Genomic DNA, 16,459 nt, shown 5'->3' with positions numbered 1-16,459 from the left:
GGTGAGTCATTTGTTAGAGCTGTATATAAATTTTAAAGGTGAAGCAAAAGAAGCAATTGCGTTCTATGAAGATGTTTTTGATACAAAATGTCAAAATTTAATGACTTTTGGCGAAGCACCTGAAGATCCTGAGCATCCTATAAACGACGAGATAAAGGATTTAGTGATGAACGCAAGTATCATTATTGAAGGAACCTATGTAATGATTTCAGATGTTCCTGATATGTTTGGTTTTGAAGTTACGGAAGGAAATAACCTTTCGCTCGTGGTTAGCACAGATGATGATGAAAAAATTGATCGCTTATTTAAACGATTATCTGAAGGTGGCACTGTTACAATGCCATTGTCTGAAACTTTTTGGTCCAAAAAGTATGGTTCCCTAAAAGATCAGTTTGGCATCCATTGGATGTTTAATTATTATGAAGAAGATTAAAATAAAAAATCCCCAATCCGTTATTTTCATTGGATTGGGGATTTTTTATTCATGAAAGAATTGCTTCTTAGCGATTTGATACTGCCGTTGCTTTTCTGTCCAAAATTGCTGATCGTTTTCATCAATTTTGCGAATGACTTTTGCTGGATTACCCCCAACAATCGTGTTGGCAGGAACGTCTTTTGTAACCACAGCACCAGCAGCAACAATAGCATTTTTTCCAATTGTAACGCCAGGTAAAATGGTGGCACTTCCGCCAATCCACACGTTATCTTCAACAATAATTGGCGTACCGAATTCTAATTCTGCAGTTCGAATCGTTGGATCAATTGGATGGCCGGCAGTATAAAAACTAGCACGAGGGCCAACCATGACATTATCACCGAAGATGATTTTGTTTACATCTAAAAAAATGCAATCCATATTTGCATAAAAATTTTCTCCTACCTCAATATGGCGACCGTAGTCTACATGGAGGGGTGGGTTGATATATAACTCATTGCCAGTTTTTCCTAATAATTCTTTTTCTAGGGCCACAATTTCTTTCACATTATCGATAGGAAGTTGATTGATTTTTTGAGCTAACACCTTGCCTTTTGTTGATTTGTTTTCGGGTAAAATGGTGGGGGCGTAATATAATTCACCTTTTAACATTTGCATATAATCAAAGTCATTTTGTTTCATGTAAGCGCTCCTTTAGGCTTTTTCTCTATTGTATCAAATCAATACAATAAGTCGAGGAATATGTAAAATAAAAAAGGACAGATAGCAAAATAGCCTTGCTTATCTATCCTTTACCTAAGGTTATCCAATTTTTTTAACTCTCCCGCCAATTTTATCTGCTAATTTTTGTGCTTCTTTTTCAGAGTGGTAAACTAAACAACCTGATTTATCTCGCGTACGTTTACCATCTGCAGTTAAATAGCCATGAAAAAATTTGATTGCATACATAGACATCACCACCTTTCTAATTGAAAATAGTGTAAATGGAGCGATTAAAAATGTCAAATAATAGAAGTGCTCTTAACCATTCTTATCTTTTTTAGTTCGTAGATAAGCTTGGTTAAGAGCATCTTTTCACTTAATAAATTAGTTTGAAACGGGTCGTTGAGTGAAATTCCTGTTCAGGTGAGAGGGTGATAGAACCGAACAAGGGAAATCTTTCAGCACCAGGACAGACTTGGGTTTCAAATGTGAGCGCTCCGTGATTGACTAATTTTTGCCCTTGAATATCGGGACCGTTATCAGCAAAATTTGCTGAAAAAATAACAACTGAAGGTTGATCAGTGAACATTTCTAAGGTGATATCTTTAGTAGGACTTTTTAAGATAACATCTGGGTTAATTAAATCATGATTGGTTAAGATGAAAGGGTGATCGAAGCCGTTCATCTTTTGAATTTGTTCATCGGTACTTGAAAAAACCTCAGCTAATTTTTTAGGTTTTTGTAAATCAAAAGCTGTCTGGTCGACGGAAGCTAATTCTCCAAGTGGTAAAACTCTTTCATCAAGCGGGACATACTTTTGGGCATTTATTTGCAACTCATGCGCATCAATGGGGATTGCGGGATTTCCAGTTAAATTAAAGTAGACATGATTGGTTGGATTAAAAAGTGTTTGTTCATCTGTAGTTGCCTGATACTCAATTTGCCATTCATTTTCTTCAGTCAATTTATACGTGACTGAAACAGTGAGATTTCCAGGAAAACCATTTTCACCAGCAGGACTCTCTAGCCAAAATTTCACAGAAGGATTCACTTGTGCCTCTTGGATTTCGCTGTGCCATTTTTTACTTTCAAACCCAGGTGTGCCGCCGTGAAGTGTTGTTTGAGTAGGAGTATTAATCATCGTTTGATACGTTTTACCCGCTAGTTCAAAGGAGCCATCGGCAATTCGACCAGCTGTTCGACCAATTGTTGCACCAAAATATAAGTCTTTAGACAAATATTCATCTGCTGAGGGAAAGCCTAGCACGAGTGATCGGGATTCATTTTTTGTAAGAGGAACGTCAAGCGCAACAATTCGCGCACCAAAATCTGTTACTTTTAAAGTCACACCATTTTTATTCGTCAGTGTGTAAAGAAGCATTCCTTGTCCAAATGATTCAGTTGAAATAGTCAAAATAATCAATCCTTCCTTCAAGTAAATATTTAGTAAATTTAACTTTGTTGTTTAGATTATTTAAATAGTCAAAAAGAAACACTAAGAAAATAAATCGTTATTTAATTGTATTGTACACGTTTTCAGACGAAATGACAATTAAGAAAATATTAAGTAAATATTTGCAAAAGTTTAGTAAATATTATACAATTTGTTTACTAGTGAAAGGAGCGATTAGTGATGGAAGAACTGTTAATGAATCGATTTGTAGAAATATTTGGTGAGAAAGGGACAGCCTGTTATTTTGCCCCTGGAAGAATTAATTTGATTGGTGAACATACAGATTACAATGGCGGTCATGTTTTCCCAGCGGCTATTACGTTAGGGACATTTGGTGTGGCAAGAAAAAGAGACGACCGAAAAATTCGGATGTTTTCTGATAATTTTAAAGAGGTTGGTCTCATCGAATTTTCATTAGAAGATTTAACCTATTCAGATTCAGATGATTGGGCAAATTATCCTAAAGGTGTTTTAAATTACTTGATTGAAAGCGGACACAATATTGATTCTGGCTTAGATGTGCTCTTCTACGGTACGATTCCTAATGGTGCTGGCTTGTCTTCTTCTGCTTCTATTGAACTTTTAATGGGGACGATCTGTAATGATTTATATGCTTTACACTGTCCAATGCTTGAATTGGTGCAAATCGGTAAAAAAGTGGAGAATGAATTTATTGGCGTTAATTCAGGAATTATGGACCAATTTGCCGTGGGGATGGGAGAAAAAGATCAAGCTATTCTACTAGATACCAATAATATGCACTATGAAATGGTTCCCGCCAAATTAGGTGAGTATACGATTGTTATTATGAATACTAACAAACGTCGTGAATTAGCAGATTCAAAATATAATGAACGCCGTGCAGAATGCGAAGAAGCCGTTCGTTTGCTTCAAAAAGAGTTATCTATTGAATTTTTAGGTGAATTAGACAGCGAGACATTTGAACAATATCAAGCATTGATTGGAGATCCAACGTTGATTAAACGAGCGCGTCATGCCGTCACAGAAAATGAACGAACTTTATTGGCAAAACAAGCGCTAACTGAAGGGGATTTGGAAGAATTTGGCTTATTATTAAATGCCTCACATCGTTCGTTAAAAGAAGATTACGAAGTAACTGGCATTGAGTTAGATACCTTAGTGGCTTGTGCGCAAGAACAACCAGGCGTTTTGGGCGCACGGATGACTGGTGCAGGGTTTGGCGGTTGTAGTATTGCTTTGGTACCAAAGCAAAATATAGATGCATTTATTGAAGCTGTTGGCCAGAGTTATCAAGATAAAATTGGCTATGCTGCTGATTTTTATCCTGCATCAATTGATGACGGTGCCAGAAAGTTATTTTAGAAAGGAAGGCTTTAAATGTCTATTTTAGTATTAGGTGGCGCAGGCTACATTGGCTCACATGCCGTCGATCAATTAATTTCAAAAGGATATGCCGTTGTGGTTGTTGATAATTTATTAACGGGACATCGTTCAGCAGTTCATGAACAAGCGACTTTCTATGAAGGCGATATTCGTGATAAAGCTTTTTTACGTAGTGTCTTTGAAAAGGAATCAATTGAAGGGGTGTTGCACTTTGCGGCCAATTCTTTAGTAGGAGAATCCGTGGAGAAACCGTTAATGTATTTCAATAACAATGTTCACGGCACGCAAATTGCCTTGGAAGTCATGCAAGAATTTGGAGTGAAACATATTGTTTTTTCTTCCACAGCGGCCACTTATGGCGAACCAAAAGCAATGCCTATTACAGAAGAAACCCCAACGAATCCTAAAAACCCGTATGGGGAAAGTAAATTAATGATGGAAAAAATCATGAAATGGTGCGACAACGCTTATGGAATGAAATATGTTGCTTTGCGTTATTTTAATGTTGCGGGAGCAAAAAAAGATGCCTCAATTGGTGAGGATCACACGCCAGAAACGCATATTGTGCCAATTATTTTACAAGTAGCATTAGGCCAACGAGCAGAGCTAAGTATTTTTGGGGATGATTATGATACACCAGATGGCACGTGCATTCGAGATTATGTTTACATTGAAGACTTGATTGCAGCACATATTTTGGCTTTAGAATACTTGAAAAATGGCGGCGAAAGTGACGTCTTTAACCTGGGAAGCAACAACGGCTATTCTGTTAAAGAAATGTTAGATGCTGCTCGCGAAGTGACAGGCCAAGAAATTCCTGCGACAATCGCGCCACGCCGAGCAGGGGATCCTAGTACATTAATTGCTTCTAGTGAAAAAGCCAAACGAGTTTTAGGCTGGCAACCAGAAGTAACTGAGGTCAAGGACATTATCGCCACCGCTTGGCAATGGCATGTGAAACATCCTCAAGGCTATAATGAATAGGAGAACATCAGATGATGAAAGAAAGTAGTAAATGGATTGCTGCATTTGTAGAGATAATCATAGAAAATGGCGATTGGACGGAAACAGACCGCTATTATTTGACGAATCGGATTGCCAAACTAGTTGGCTGTGATTTTTTTGAACAACCAGAAGCGGTTGCTTGTGAGCAGGAACCGTTGCGTGTGGTGGAACATCTTTTAAACATTGCAAAAGCCAATCACCAAATCGATGACTCAATTACGGAAGCAGAACAACTAGAAGCGGAGTTAATGGATTTTATTACGCCGACCCCAACCATCATTAATCGGAAGTTTATGGATTATTATCAAGAGTCTCCACGAAAAGCAACGGATTATTTTTATCAGTTATGTAAAACGAATAACTACATTAAAACGAAAGCAATCGCCAAAAATATTATTTTCCCAATGGACTCACCCTATGGTAAACTAGAAATTACCATTAACTTATCGAAGCCAGAAAAGGATGCTCGAAAAATTTTGGCTGAAAAGAAAATGAGTCAAAAAAAATATCCAGCGTGTATGTTATGTATGGAGAATGAAGGCTATTATGGCCGTGTGAATTATCCAGCACGGACAAACCATCGGATTATCCGACTAAATTTAGAGGACGAAGCTTGGGGCTTTCAATATTCGCCATATGCTTACTATAATGAGCATGCGATTTTCTTGGACCAACAACATCGAGAAATGAAAATCGAGAAAAAAACGTTCCAGCGGCTCCTTAAAATTACGGAGTTATTCCCTGAATATTTTGTGGGCTCTAATGCAGATTTGCCAATTGTTGGTGGTTCTATTTTATCTCATGATCATTACCAAGCAGGACGTCATACATTTCCAATGGATTTAGCACCAATGGAAACAAGATTTTCTTTGAAAAAATATCCTGAGATAACTGCTGGTATTTTAAAATGGCCGATGTCTGTGATTCGTCTTCAAAGTGATCGTCAAGAGGAACTAGTTGAGGCGGCCGAATTAATTTTGACCAAATGGCGCAATTATTCTGATGAACGTGTCTCAGTTCGGGCCTATTCAGAAGATGGCACACCGCATCATACGATTACGCCAATTGCCCGACGCAAAGGGTCATTATTTGAATTGGATTTAGTTTTACGAGATAATAATGTTTCGGAGGAATTTCCAGATGGCATTTTTCATCCACATCCAGAAGTACAACATATTAAGCAAGAAAATATTGGCTTAATTGAAGTAATGGGACTAGCTATTTTGCCACCAAGGCTGGCACAAGAATTAAGAGAAGTCGAAAAGTATTTATTAAAGCAACCCAATCAAATTGCTGAAAGCCATCGAGCTTGGGCGGATGAACTCAGTCAGCAAACCATCACTGAAGCCAATGTCAAAGAAGTGATCCAACAAGGAATTGGGACAATTTTTGTTCAAATTTTAACAGATGCCGGCGTCTTTAAACGTGACGAAGAAGGCCGTCGTGCTTTTGAACGATTTATTCAATGTATTGAAAATGATTAATTTGAGGTGAGGAACATCGTAACCATTAAAGATATAGCAGAGCAAGTCGGTGTTTCTTCAGCGACAGTTTCGAGAGTTTTGAACTATGATGAAACATTATCAGTTAGTGATGAAACGAAGAAGAAAATATTTGAAACAGCAGAAACGTTAAATTATAAAAAGCGAGCCAGAAAAAAACAAGCAGGCAAAAAGAAAATTCGGTTTGTCCAATGGTTCAGCGATCCAGAAGAACTGGATGATATTTACTATTTATCGATTCGTTTAGGTGTTGAAAAGCGGGCAGAGGAATTGGGTTTTCTTTTAGTCAAAGAATCCCTGACAAACCTGTCTCAAAAAAGATTTGATGGGACAATTGCCCTAGGGAAATTTGATGAAAAGCAAGTGGCGGCCTTAGCCGCCTTAGGCGCACCTCTTCTATTTGTAGACTTTGATGCAATGGCTTTTGGCCAAAACTCCATTGTTGTTGATTTTGCTGGAAGTGTTAAAACAATTGTGCAAGAATTTTTGGCGCAAGGGCATCAGAAAATCGGTATGCTTTCTGGGCAAGAATATACGAAAGAGTCCCGCGTGGCATTGGTTGATCCACGTTTTGTCGCTTTTAAAGAAACCTTAAAAGATTTGGACCTTTATCATCAAGAATGGGTTGTCGAAGCAGCTTTTTCTGTTGAAGAAGGCTATCAAGCGATGAAAGACTTTATTGAAAAAGCGGACACTCGTCCAACCGCTTTTTTCGCTGCAAGTGATACGTTGGCCATTGGTGCGATGCGGGCGTTACAAGAAGCAGCCATTCGTGTGCCAGAAGATATTTCTATCATTGGTTTTAATGATATTAGTGTCGCAAAATATGTTTCACCAACATTAACAACAGTTAAAGTTCATACTGAATGGATGGGTGAGCTAGCCGTTGAGACAATGAAAGAGTTATGCTTGAATACCCCACCAGTTCCTAGAAAAATTATTGTCGGAACGGAATTCATTCAGCGAGATTCAACGAAACATTCATCAAAATAACAGCAAAACTTGGAGAGTTTTTTCCAAGTTTTTTGCTCTTTTCTGCTGGTTTTCAACAATCAAGAAAATGGAGGGAAACAGATGCAACCGAAATTAATTATTTTACGTGGTAATTCTGGTAGTGGTAAAACAACGATAGCTAAAGCGCTTCATCAGTGTCTTAAAGAACAATCGTTATTGATTTCTCAAGATGTGGTGCGCAGAGAAATGCTTCGTGTTAAAGATGAAACAGGTAATCTAAGTATTGCTTTGTTAAAACAGTTGGTAGCTTTTGGGTATCAAGAATGCCAGTATGTGATTGTTGAAGGGATTTTTCAAAAAGCTATTTATCATTCCTTTTTTCAGGAAATAATCCATCTCTTTGAAGGTAACGTTCAGGTTTATTATTTTGATATTTCTTTTGAAGAAACGCTGAAAAGACATAGCCAGAGAAACAAGAATCAAGAATTTGGTGTCGTGGAAATGAAACGTTGGTGGCTACCAGAAGATTATTTAGGGCTTGCGGGAGAACAGCGGTTATCTGAACAACTGTCTGAAAAGCAGATTATCAGGCAAATTTTAGCAGATATTCAGTAGTAAGTGCTGCGCTTTTTAGAGAAATGGATGTTGTGGTATGATAAAAAAGAAGGAGTGGTTTCAATGGATTACCAAGAACGATTAAAAAATTTACCACCTGAAGTCATGACAGCTTTTTCAGAATCATTTATTTTTTTAATCAGTAACGACAAAGTTCAACATTTTCCTGCACGAGACTTAACGCAAGCTGAAATGATTCAACGAGTGAAAGAGAAATTAGGTGAAGCGGTGACGTGGTCCTTATGGCAAGGGTTCGTTATTGCTGTTAATTCAGAAGAAACATGTGTTGCTGTTTTGCCCAAATATCATCAACTCGATGGTTTTTGAAAATGAATAAGGGAGCGAAGAATTATTCGCTTCGTTGTATAAAATGAAAACGTTTTTTGGGAGGGAAGGCTGATGTCTGAGCTAGTGGTTATTAGAGAAATGCAAGAGAAAGATATCTTAGCGCTGGATACTCAATTTGTCCAACAAGGTTGGCCAAGTCGCCAAGAGATTTTGATGAACTATTTAGAAGAACAATTAGTCAAGCAACGAACGGTTTTTGTAGCGGAGAAAAAGGCAACGCTGTTAGGTTATGTGACGTTACTGCCATTAGCTAAGGAAGGTCCTTTTAAAAGTTTATATCCTGAAATAGCTGATTTCAATGTATTCTTACCATTTCAAAAACAAGGAGTGGGGCGGTTATTATTAAATCGTGCAGAAAATGTTGCCAAAAGTTATGCAGATACTGTTTCCTTGGGAGTAGGCCTGCATCCTGGTTATGGTGCAGCGCAAAGATTATATATCAAACAAGGATATGTGCCAGACGGTTCAGGAGTTTGGTTTCAAAATAAGCAGCTGAAACCAAACGAACGGTGTGTTAATGATGATGAGTTAGTTCTTTATTTATCGAAAAAACTATAGCAATTGTCAATCAATAATGGAGGAATAATCGTGGTTCATCAATTATTGGCTCAAATGGAAAATGGATATATGAAAATAATAAAAGAAAATTTAGTTGGAATATATCTTCATGGTTCTTATGCTTTTGGAACCTATTGTCATTCAGTAAGTGATTTGGATGTACTGATTGTGGTTTATGAAAAGCTTACTATTGATGAGAAGAAACAATTATTAGATTATACAATTAATATTTTAGATAAGTGGGCACCAAAAAAAGGGATAGAATTCCATGTGCTACAATTGAAAGATACAATAAATTTGAGTTATCCGATTCCCTTCGATTTACATTTTTCTCCGATACATCGTTCCAGATATCTGACTAATAAAAATAAATATATTGAAGATATGATGGGATACGATGAGGATCTAGTGGCACATTTTATGATTACAAAATTATATGGAAAAGTACTCGTAGGAAAACCGATTGATTCCGTTTTTGGCTGGATAGATCAAAAGAAATATTTTGAAAGTATTGTAGCTGATGTGAAAGAGGCAAAAAAAGAAATTGTTCAACAACCTATGTACGTTATTTTAAATCTGTGTAGAGTAATGGCGTTTAAGCAAGAGAATAAAATTTTATCAAAAAGGGCTGGCGGGGAATGGGGCCTAGTACATTTTCCTACTAATTATCATTCGCTGATACAACTAGCTTTAAAAGAGTATCAAGGCGAAACAGTTTTGTTAGAGCAATACAATGATTCAGAATTAAATGATTTTGCGGATATTACGCTTTCGTTATTATTTAAGTAAGAATGTAAAGGAGGGGGTTACCCTTGATTAGAAAAATGAAGCCAACAGATGCAGCGGAGTTAACTATCATTAATAAAGAACAATTGGGCTATGAAGTTCCCGTTGACGTGACCTGTAAACAGATTGAGAAATTACTACTAGCCAGTGACAGAGAGTTTTTATATGTTTATGAAGAAACGAAGACAGGGAAGATTTTAGGCTATGTGCATGCGCAACTGTATGAAACAATTTATTCCCAAACGTTATTGAACGTTCTGGGGTTAGCAGTGGCAAAAGAAGCAGAAGGCCGTGGAATTGGCAAACAATTAATGACTAAACTAGAAACGGAAGCTAAAAAGTGTAACTTGTCTGCGATTCGCTTAAATTCAGGGGAACAGCGTACAGCAGCACATCAATTTTATGAACACATTGGCTATGTTTCTGATAAAAAACAAAAGCGATTCATTAAATACTTGGATACTTAAGTTATGTCTTTAAAAAATAACAATTTCCTTTAAAAAAATAAGTAAAAACTAGTGAAATTTTCAGCGAATTAGTGTAAAATGTATCTCAATGACTCAACGAGTGTTTCAGCCGAAACACTGTCAAAGAAAGTACATACAAAGAAACAGAAATAGCCATTTTTGATGGCTGTTTTTTTATGGAGGAGGCAAATTATGACGAAAAAAAATAGTATGATGTACTTAGCAATTTCTAACTTATTTCTTGTTTTTCTAGGCGTAGGCCTAGTCATTCCCGTAATTCCCCAATTAAAAGAAGAAATGCATTTTTCTGGTACCACAATGGGAATGATGATTTCTATTTTTGCGATTGCCCAATTAATCACATCGCCAATCGCAGGTGTCCTTTCGGATAAAATTGGTCGGAAAAAAATGATTGCAACGGGCATGTTGGTGTTTTCAATTTCTGAGTTATTATTTGGTTTAGCTCAAGCGAAAAGCGGTTTTTATATTTCTCGTGGTTTAGGCGGGATTGCCGCCGCTTTATTAATGCCGTCAGTGACAGCCTTTGTGGCAGATATGACCACGATTTCTGAACGTCCGAAAGCGATGGGACTTGTGTCAGCTGCAATTAGTGGTGGTTTTATTATCGGACCAGGAGTTGGTGGTTTTATCGCTTATTTAGGTATTCGCGCTCCATTTTTTGCGGCCGCATTTTTAGCATTTATTGGTTTTATTTTGACATTAACTGTTTTGAAGGAGCCGGAGAAACGAATTTTAGCCGCTGTTGAAGCGAAAAAAGGTTCATTTATGGATATTTTAAGAAATCCAATGTTTACCTCATTATTTGTGATTATCTTAATTTCCTCTTTTGGCCTGCAAGCGTTCGAATCTATTTATAGTATTATGGCGACTATTAATTTTGGCTTTACCACAAGTGAAATAGCAATCGTGATTACGGTTAGTGGTATTTTAGCGTTGATTTGTCAGTTGTTTTTCTTTGATGCAATCGTCCAAAAAATAGGTGAAATGGGTTTAATCCAATTAACCTTTTTTGCAAGTGCCATTTTTATTGCCGTGATTGCCTTTACAAAAAATAATTTAGTTGTTGTATTTTCAACGTTTATTGTCTTTTTAGCGTTTGACTTGTTTAGACCAGCAGTAACTACTTATTTATCCAAACATGCTGGAGATCAACAAGGAACCATCAACGGACTAAATTCGACATTTACAAGTTTTGGTAATATTTTAGGACCAATGGCAGCAGGAGCTTTATTTGATATCAATCACTTTTTCCCTTATTATGTTTCAGCAGTAATTCTGTTAGGAACGGGCTTTTTATCGTTATTTTTAAATCGAAATAAGATGTAAAAGAAAAAATAAGTATTTGGAATATAATAATTCCGAATACTTATTTTTTTTGATCGCCAACCGTTCTTGAAAAAAAAAAATAAACAGTGTTCGCTTGATTAATCGAACGTTTGTTCGTATAATGATTTTGCAAGTGAGGTGATGTTTGTGAAATTTGATTATGAAAAAGAACCTAGTCGCGATATTCTTTGTATTGATTGCAAAAGTTTTTACGCTAGTGTAGAATGCGCAGAACGTGGGTTAGATCCGTTGAAAACGATGTTAGTAGTGATGAGTAATGCCGAAAATGCGGGGGGATTAGTTTTATCAGCATCGCCAATGGCAAAAAAAGTTTTAGGTGTTTCAAATGTTACGCGTAAAAATCAAGTGCCCGCTCATCCTGATTTATATGTGGTTCCGCCACGAATGAATTTGTACATGAAAAAAAATCAAGAAATCAATAATTTATATAAAAAGTTTGTCGCAGATGAAGATCACTCTGTGTTTAGTGTAGATGAATCATTTCTTGATGTAACGGCTTCTTTAAGTTATTTTCATTGTGAAACCGCCTATAAGATGGCTCGGATTATCCAAAGAGTCGTTTATAATCATGTGGGTATTTATGTGACCGTTGGGATAGGGGACAATCCGTTACTGGCTAAATTGGCGTTGGACAATGGCGCCAAACATTCGCCAGATTTTATTGCAGAATGGCGGTATGATCGTGTACCAGATACTGTCTGGCAGTTGCCTTCTTTGACAGATTTTTGTGGGATTGGTCGCAGAATGGCTAAACGACTGAATCGCTTAGGAATTGATTCTGTATATGAGTTAGCGCAAGCGAATCCGCATCTTTTACAAGAAACATTTGGCGTGATGGGGCTTCAATTGTATGCTCATTCATGGGGGATTGATCGTACCTTTTTAGGGAAAAAAGCGGAACATAAAGCTGAAAAATCATTTGGAAATAGTCAGATTTTGCCGAGAGATTATGCGCGAAGAGATCAGATTGAACTAGTCTTAAAGGAACTGACAGAACAAGTGGCTGCTCGTTTAAGGAAAGCGCATTGTCAAACGGAATGTATCACAGTCTACGTTGGTTATTCCAAAGGACAAATTGACCGTGAAGGACGAACTGGTTGGCGAAAACAACAAACGATTCCTGCAACAAACAATACAAAAGTTTTGATTACCTATGTATTAGCCCTTTTTAGAGAACATTATCTAGCGGGAACCGATGTCCGGCAATTAGGGCTTTCATATGGAAAATTAGTTTGGAATGAATCTTTACAATTAGATTTATTTTCGGAACCAGAAGAGCAAATTAGTGAAATGGAGTTAAACTATCTGATTGATAAAATCCGACAAAAATTTGGCTTTCAAGCTTTAATCCACGCCTCTTCTTTGTTGGAAGGCGCGACGGCAATTCATCGTTCAGGATTAGTCGGTGGACATGCTGGAGGAAATGTCGGTTTAGGAGGATAACATCATGAAACGAACAAAAAAAGAATTTACACCTTATAATGAGTACCATGATCGGCCCTTTGAACTGAAATGGGCGACCGCTTTTGCATTGGGGGAGTTACAAGAAGGAATCGAAGCTTCTGACGAATATTCTAAGAGAGCGTTTGAACGCTTACCGCAACAGACAACAGAAGAAATTGAAGAATACTTAGAGCAGTCTTTAAAAAATAACCAGGTTTTAGAAATCCAATTGAATACATTGGATGATTATGGCCGTGTTCAACCGCCAATTGTTGGTGTTTTTGAAGGGATGAGTTCAATGGAGTATGCAAAAGTTGGAAATACACATATTTTATTTGAAGATATTCGTCATATTAAAAGTCATGAGTTTACCAAGTGGTCGAGCCTTGATTAAAAAACTATTGTTATACGTGCGTTTTGTGAAAACATATGAGATAATGTTCATAGGTAATAGAAATAAAAATTATGGAGGTGGCTAGGATGGGACATCATTTAAAAGGACACCATGGCAAAAAAACAAATGCAAATGGCGGCTTTTTAACAAAGTTATTGGCTGGTGGTGCCTTAGTGGGCGTAGGAAAAAAGTTATACGACAATCGTGAAAAAATTAAAGAGCTGTTAAGTGACGACAAAGAAAAAAGCAACGATACTGAAAACAAATAAAGGACTGGATTGACGGAATGGTAAAAGATGCAGCGTATATTATTGAAGAGATTACCACGATTTTAGAAGGAACCTATTTTGTGATAACCAAGAAAGCGAATAAGCGCCGCATGTGTTTACATGTTTCAGATACCGCGAAAGAATTTTTACGTTGTCGACGGGAGTATGAAACATTCTTAGAGCAACAGTTTGATTATGCCACAATGTTTTTAGAAACATGTACGGAAGATGTTTCTGTTGAAATTCAAACGGGACTACTTGAAGAAACAAATTATCAAGCATTAACCGTGGAAAAATTACAACAGATAGCCACTAAAATGTAACACAGCTGTTGTGTTAGTTTTGATTCTTAATTTGGTTAAGGAGGCGGATAAAATGTCAGTATATCAACATATTTTGGTTGCTCTTGATGGCTCAGATCAATCTGAAAAAGCTTTTCATGAAGCTGTCAGGATTGCCAAAGAGGAACAAGCCACTCTTTATTTAGCTACAATTATTAATGATGCTGAATTTACGACGAGTCCATTTTCTTTTGAAGAATTGTATGATTTAGAAAAACACAAGTCAGAAGAGATGCTCACTGAAAAGGCAAAACAAGCGAGTGAAATTGGTGTAAAAACAGTCAAAAAAATTGTTGAGCTTGGGAGCCCAAAACGTTATCTTGCCAACACGATTTCTGAAAATTATGCCATAGATTTAATTGTGCTAGGTGCCACGGGAAGAGGTGCTATTCAACGAACCTTGATTGGTTCTACTACAGATTATGTGGTTAACCATGCTTTGTGCAATGTCTTAGTCGTTCGCTAATTGTGAGTAAATAATCAAGGGAACGATGTTTTATCGGGGCGTTTTTTTAATTAAACGAGAGGTGAGTTTATGAAAACAAAAATCGGAAAAACAGTTATCTTGTCAGCGTTTTTATTCACAAGTTTCCTTTTACTGAGTGGTTGTACCTCGGCTGGCGAAGAGATGGAAAAAACAATTGATCGACAGAAAGAAAAAGTCGATAAAACGGTCGATAAGCAGAAACATAAAAATGAAAATTCCATGGAAAGTTACGACGAAAAAGTTGACCGTTCTTTAGATAGTCAAGAAGACAAAATCGATACTACTGAGTAACGGGAAAGCTTTCAACTATCGGCTAGTAAATAAATAATATACAAAAGGGAGCATCCACTGCAGTTATTTCTCACAGCGGATCCTCTCTTTTGTGGTTAAAAAGAAAAAGTTAACTGCTCCCCAACAGTTAACTTTTAATCATGTTGCACATAGTTAAAACACTCTATATATCCTTTATATCATTTGAAACGGGTAGTGTAAAAAGAAATCTCTTGAAAAGAGTCTCCATTTATAGGGAAGATTTCCCATAAAAAAGAGAAACGTATAATCACAGAGAGTTAGAGAAAGCAGAGGGAAATAAGTATGTTAAAATAAGAAGCAAGAAAGAATACAAGTATGCAGAAAATAACAACTAATTAGGTGAAAACAATGGAAATACATTTTGAAAAAGTAACAAGCGATAATCGTAAAGCAGTGGAAAACTTACAAGTTTTCGCTGAACAACAAACCTTCATTGAATCAATGGCAGAAAATCTAAAAGAATCGGACCAATTTCCAGAATGGGAATCGGCAGGTATTTATGACGGCAATCAATTAATCGGCTATGCCATGTATGGACGTTGGCAAGATGGGCGCGTTTGGCTAGACCGCTTTTTAATTGATCAACGGTTCCAAGGACAAGGTTATGGGAAAGCAGCCTGTCGACTTTTAATGTTAATGCTAATAGAAAAATACCAAACAAACAAGCTATACTTGAGTGTTTATGATACGAACAGCTCAGCAATTCGGTTGTATCAACAACTTGGTTTTGTATTTAATGGTGAATTAGATACGAATGGTGAGCGGGTAATGGAATGGACACATCAGAATAAGTAGATAGAACAGGTGAGACAAAAGCCATAGCGCATTTTGTTTCACCTTTTTCTTTTAATTGGCTCCATTTGTTTACTTTTAGTAAGTAAAATGGTAAATTTAGTTCAATCTGTTTTGAAAAAAGAGTTACTGGAGGGTAAGGATGAAAATAGAATTTTTCCATGATGTTATTTGTAGTTTTTGTTTTCCAATGTCTGACCGCATGCATGAGATTCAACAAGAATTTCCTGAAATTGAATTGATCCATCGGTCGTTTGCGTTGGGGTGGTCCACAAACGATTTTGAAACAATGTTTGGCTCACGAGCAGCAGTAAAAGAAGAAGTTTTGACGCATTGGGTGTATGCCAATCAAAACGATTCAAAGCATCGTTTTAATATTGAAGGGATGAGGAAGCAACGATTTGATTTTCCAACATCAAAGAATGCATTATTAGCAGCAAAAGCAGCTGGATACATTGGCAACCAAGACACTTATTGGTTACTGTTTGATAAGTTACAAGAAGGTTTATTTATGAGAAGTTTAAATATTGAAGAGCCAGAAGTAATTGAGGAGCTAGTAAAAGAGACAACGATTGATTTTGCTTTATGGAAAGAAGCTGTTGCTTCCGAGGCTGTTTGGACGGCGGTTCAAGAAGATTTCGCGCTAGCTTCTGCTTATGGTTTACAAGGAGTTCCCGCACTAATCATTAATCAAAAATATTTAATTAATGGTGCAGTACCGAAACAGCAAATCAGCCAAACTATTCAAAAAATTCTCGCAGAAGAAAAACAACAGCAACCGTTAGTTTCATTAACTCCTTCTTCTGAAGAGTCCGCTTCGTGTGAGTTTAAGGAAGGCACATGGACGTGTCATTAAGCGGCA

22 protein-coding genes are annotated in these 16,459 nt (G+C 37.0%); 19 read left to right on the top strand and 3 right to left on the bottom strand.

Features of this window, described 5'->3' with window-relative positions; translation table 11 throughout:
* The first annotated feature begins 1 nt into the window (after position 1).
* Positions 2-433: a VOC family protein gene (locus AB3I72_RS10490; protein WP_002382065.1), complete on the top strand. Its 432-nt coding sequence runs from the start codon at positions 2-4 to the stop codon at positions 431-433.
* Between the two features lie 45 nt (positions 434-478).
* Here AB3I72_RS10490 and AB3I72_RS10485 read toward each other — a convergent pair whose 3' ends face one another.
* From AB3I72_RS10485 to galM, 3 genes are all read right to left on the bottom strand, one after another.
* Complete coding sequence (locus tag AB3I72_RS10485) at positions 479-1,117, bottom strand: sugar O-acetyltransferase (protein ID WP_176944888.1); 639 nt, start codon at positions 1,115-1,117, stop codon at positions 479-481.
* A 120-nt stretch (positions 1,118-1,237) separates the two neighbouring features.
* Positions 1,238-1,384, bottom strand: coding sequence for a hypothetical protein (locus tag AB3I72_RS10480; RefSeq protein ID WP_002384758.1), 147 nt, complete (start codon positions 1,382-1,384; stop codon positions 1,238-1,240).
* Between the two features lie 130 nt (positions 1,385-1,514).
* Positions 1,515-2,573, bottom strand: a complete 1,059-nt coding sequence (gene galM, locus AB3I72_RS10475) for a galactose-1-epimerase (RefSeq protein ID WP_368023903.1) — start codon at positions 2,571-2,573, stop codon at positions 1,515-1,517.
* 198 nt (positions 2,574-2,771) lie between these two features.
* On the opposite strand from galM, the gene AB3I72_RS10470 reads away from it, so the two are divergent.
* From AB3I72_RS10470 to AB3I72_RS10385, 18 genes are all read left to right on the top strand, one after another.
* Positions 2,772-3,935, top strand: a complete 1,164-nt coding sequence (locus AB3I72_RS10470) for a galactokinase (protein ID WP_010712274.1) — start codon at positions 2,772-2,774, stop codon at positions 3,933-3,935.
* Between the two features lie 15 nt (positions 3,936-3,950).
* The gene (gene galE / locus AB3I72_RS10465; protein ID WP_002361578.1) at positions 3,951-4,940 is read left to right on the top strand and encodes a UDP-glucose 4-epimerase GalE; all 990 of its coding nucleotides are present in this window, start codon (positions 3,951-3,953) and stop codon (positions 4,938-4,940) included.
* A 14-nt stretch (positions 4,941-4,954) separates the two neighbouring features.
* Complete coding sequence (galT, locus tag AB3I72_RS10460; protein WP_176944890.1) at positions 4,955-6,445, top strand: UDP-glucose--hexose-1-phosphate uridylyltransferase; 1,491 nt, start codon at positions 4,955-4,957, stop codon at positions 6,443-6,445.
* A 6-nt stretch (positions 6,446-6,451) separates the two neighbouring features.
* The gene (locus AB3I72_RS10455; protein WP_002360622.1) at positions 6,452-7,456 is read left to right on the top strand and encodes a LacI family DNA-binding transcriptional regulator; all 1,005 of its coding nucleotides are present in this window, start codon (positions 6,452-6,454) and stop codon (positions 7,454-7,456) included.
* Positions 7,457-7,465: 9 nt separating this feature from the next.
* Positions 7,466-8,032, top strand: a complete 567-nt coding sequence (locus AB3I72_RS10450) for a kinase (protein WP_002393496.1) — start codon at positions 7,466-7,468, stop codon at positions 8,030-8,032.
* A 27-nt stretch (positions 8,033-8,059) separates the two neighbouring features.
* A complete protein-coding gene (locus tag AB3I72_RS10445; RefSeq protein WP_002390034.1) occupies positions 8,060-8,359 on the top strand; it encodes a hypothetical protein in 300 nt (99 codons plus the stop codon).
* A 72-nt stretch (positions 8,360-8,431) separates the two neighbouring features.
* A complete protein-coding gene (locus AB3I72_RS10440) occupies positions 8,432-8,938 on the top strand; it encodes a GNAT family N-acetyltransferase (RefSeq protein WP_033592179.1) in 507 nt (168 codons plus the stop codon).
* A 30-nt stretch (positions 8,939-8,968) separates the two neighbouring features.
* Positions 8,969-9,727, top strand: a complete 759-nt coding sequence (locus AB3I72_RS10435) for an aminoglycoside adenylyltransferase domain-containing protein (RefSeq protein ID WP_061101024.1) — start codon at positions 8,969-8,971, stop codon at positions 9,725-9,727.
* Between the two features lie 23 nt (positions 9,728-9,750).
* A complete protein-coding gene (locus tag AB3I72_RS10430) occupies positions 9,751-10,191 on the top strand; it encodes a GNAT family N-acetyltransferase (protein WP_289864529.1) in 441 nt (146 codons plus the stop codon).
* Positions 10,192-10,383: 192 nt separating this feature from the next.
* Entirely contained in the window at positions 10,384-11,538 is a 1,155-nt protein-coding gene (emeA, locus tag AB3I72_RS10425; RefSeq protein ID WP_002358140.1) for a multidrug efflux MFS transporter EmeA, read from the top strand.
* A 141-nt stretch (positions 11,539-11,679) separates the two neighbouring features.
* The gene (locus tag AB3I72_RS10420; RefSeq protein ID WP_033600808.1) at positions 11,680-13,002 is read left to right on the top strand and encodes a Y-family DNA polymerase; all 1,323 of its coding nucleotides are present in this window, start codon (positions 11,680-11,682) and stop codon (positions 13,000-13,002) included.
* A gap of 4 nt (positions 13,003-13,006) precedes the next feature.
* A complete protein-coding gene (locus AB3I72_RS10415) occupies positions 13,007-13,396 on the top strand; it encodes a hypothetical protein (protein ID WP_002382082.1) in 390 nt (129 codons plus the stop codon).
* Between the two features lie 71 nt (positions 13,397-13,467).
* Positions 13,468-13,665 (top strand): hypothetical protein, encoded by a 198-nt coding sequence (locus tag AB3I72_RS10410; protein WP_002360617.1) that lies wholly within the window; start codon positions 13,468-13,470, stop codon positions 13,663-13,665.
* A gap of 17 nt (positions 13,666-13,682) precedes the next feature.
* Positions 13,683-13,988, top strand: a complete 306-nt coding sequence (locus AB3I72_RS10405) for a hypothetical protein (RefSeq protein WP_002375233.1) — start codon at positions 13,683-13,685, stop codon at positions 13,986-13,988.
* Positions 13,989-14,040: 52 nt separating this feature from the next.
* Positions 14,041-14,472: a universal stress protein gene (locus tag AB3I72_RS10400; protein WP_002391595.1), complete on the top strand. Its 432-nt coding sequence runs from the start codon at positions 14,041-14,043 to the stop codon at positions 14,470-14,472.
* Between the two features lie 69 nt (positions 14,473-14,541).
* The gene (locus AB3I72_RS10395) at positions 14,542-14,784 is read left to right on the top strand and encodes a hypothetical protein (RefSeq protein ID WP_002358134.1); all 243 of its coding nucleotides are present in this window, start codon (positions 14,542-14,544) and stop codon (positions 14,782-14,784) included.
* A gap of 369 nt (positions 14,785-15,153) precedes the next feature.
* Positions 15,154-15,600, top strand: a complete 447-nt coding sequence (locus AB3I72_RS10390; RefSeq protein WP_002396414.1) for a GNAT family N-acetyltransferase — start codon at positions 15,154-15,156, stop codon at positions 15,598-15,600.
* A 139-nt stretch (positions 15,601-15,739) separates the two neighbouring features.
* A complete protein-coding gene (locus AB3I72_RS10385) occupies positions 15,740-16,453 on the top strand; it encodes a DsbA family protein (RefSeq protein WP_016614407.1) in 714 nt (237 codons plus the stop codon).
* The last annotated feature ends 6 nt before the right edge of the window (positions 16,454-16,459 follow it).

The sequence above is a fragment of the Enterococcus sp. GC34 genome (assembly GCF_040886645.1).
GTDB lineage: Bacteria > Bacillota > Bacilli > Lactobacillales > Enterococcaceae > Enterococcus > Enterococcus faecalis.
The sequence above is the reverse complement of the archived record's forward strand: the minus strand, read 5'-3'. Positions and strand labels throughout refer to the sequence as shown.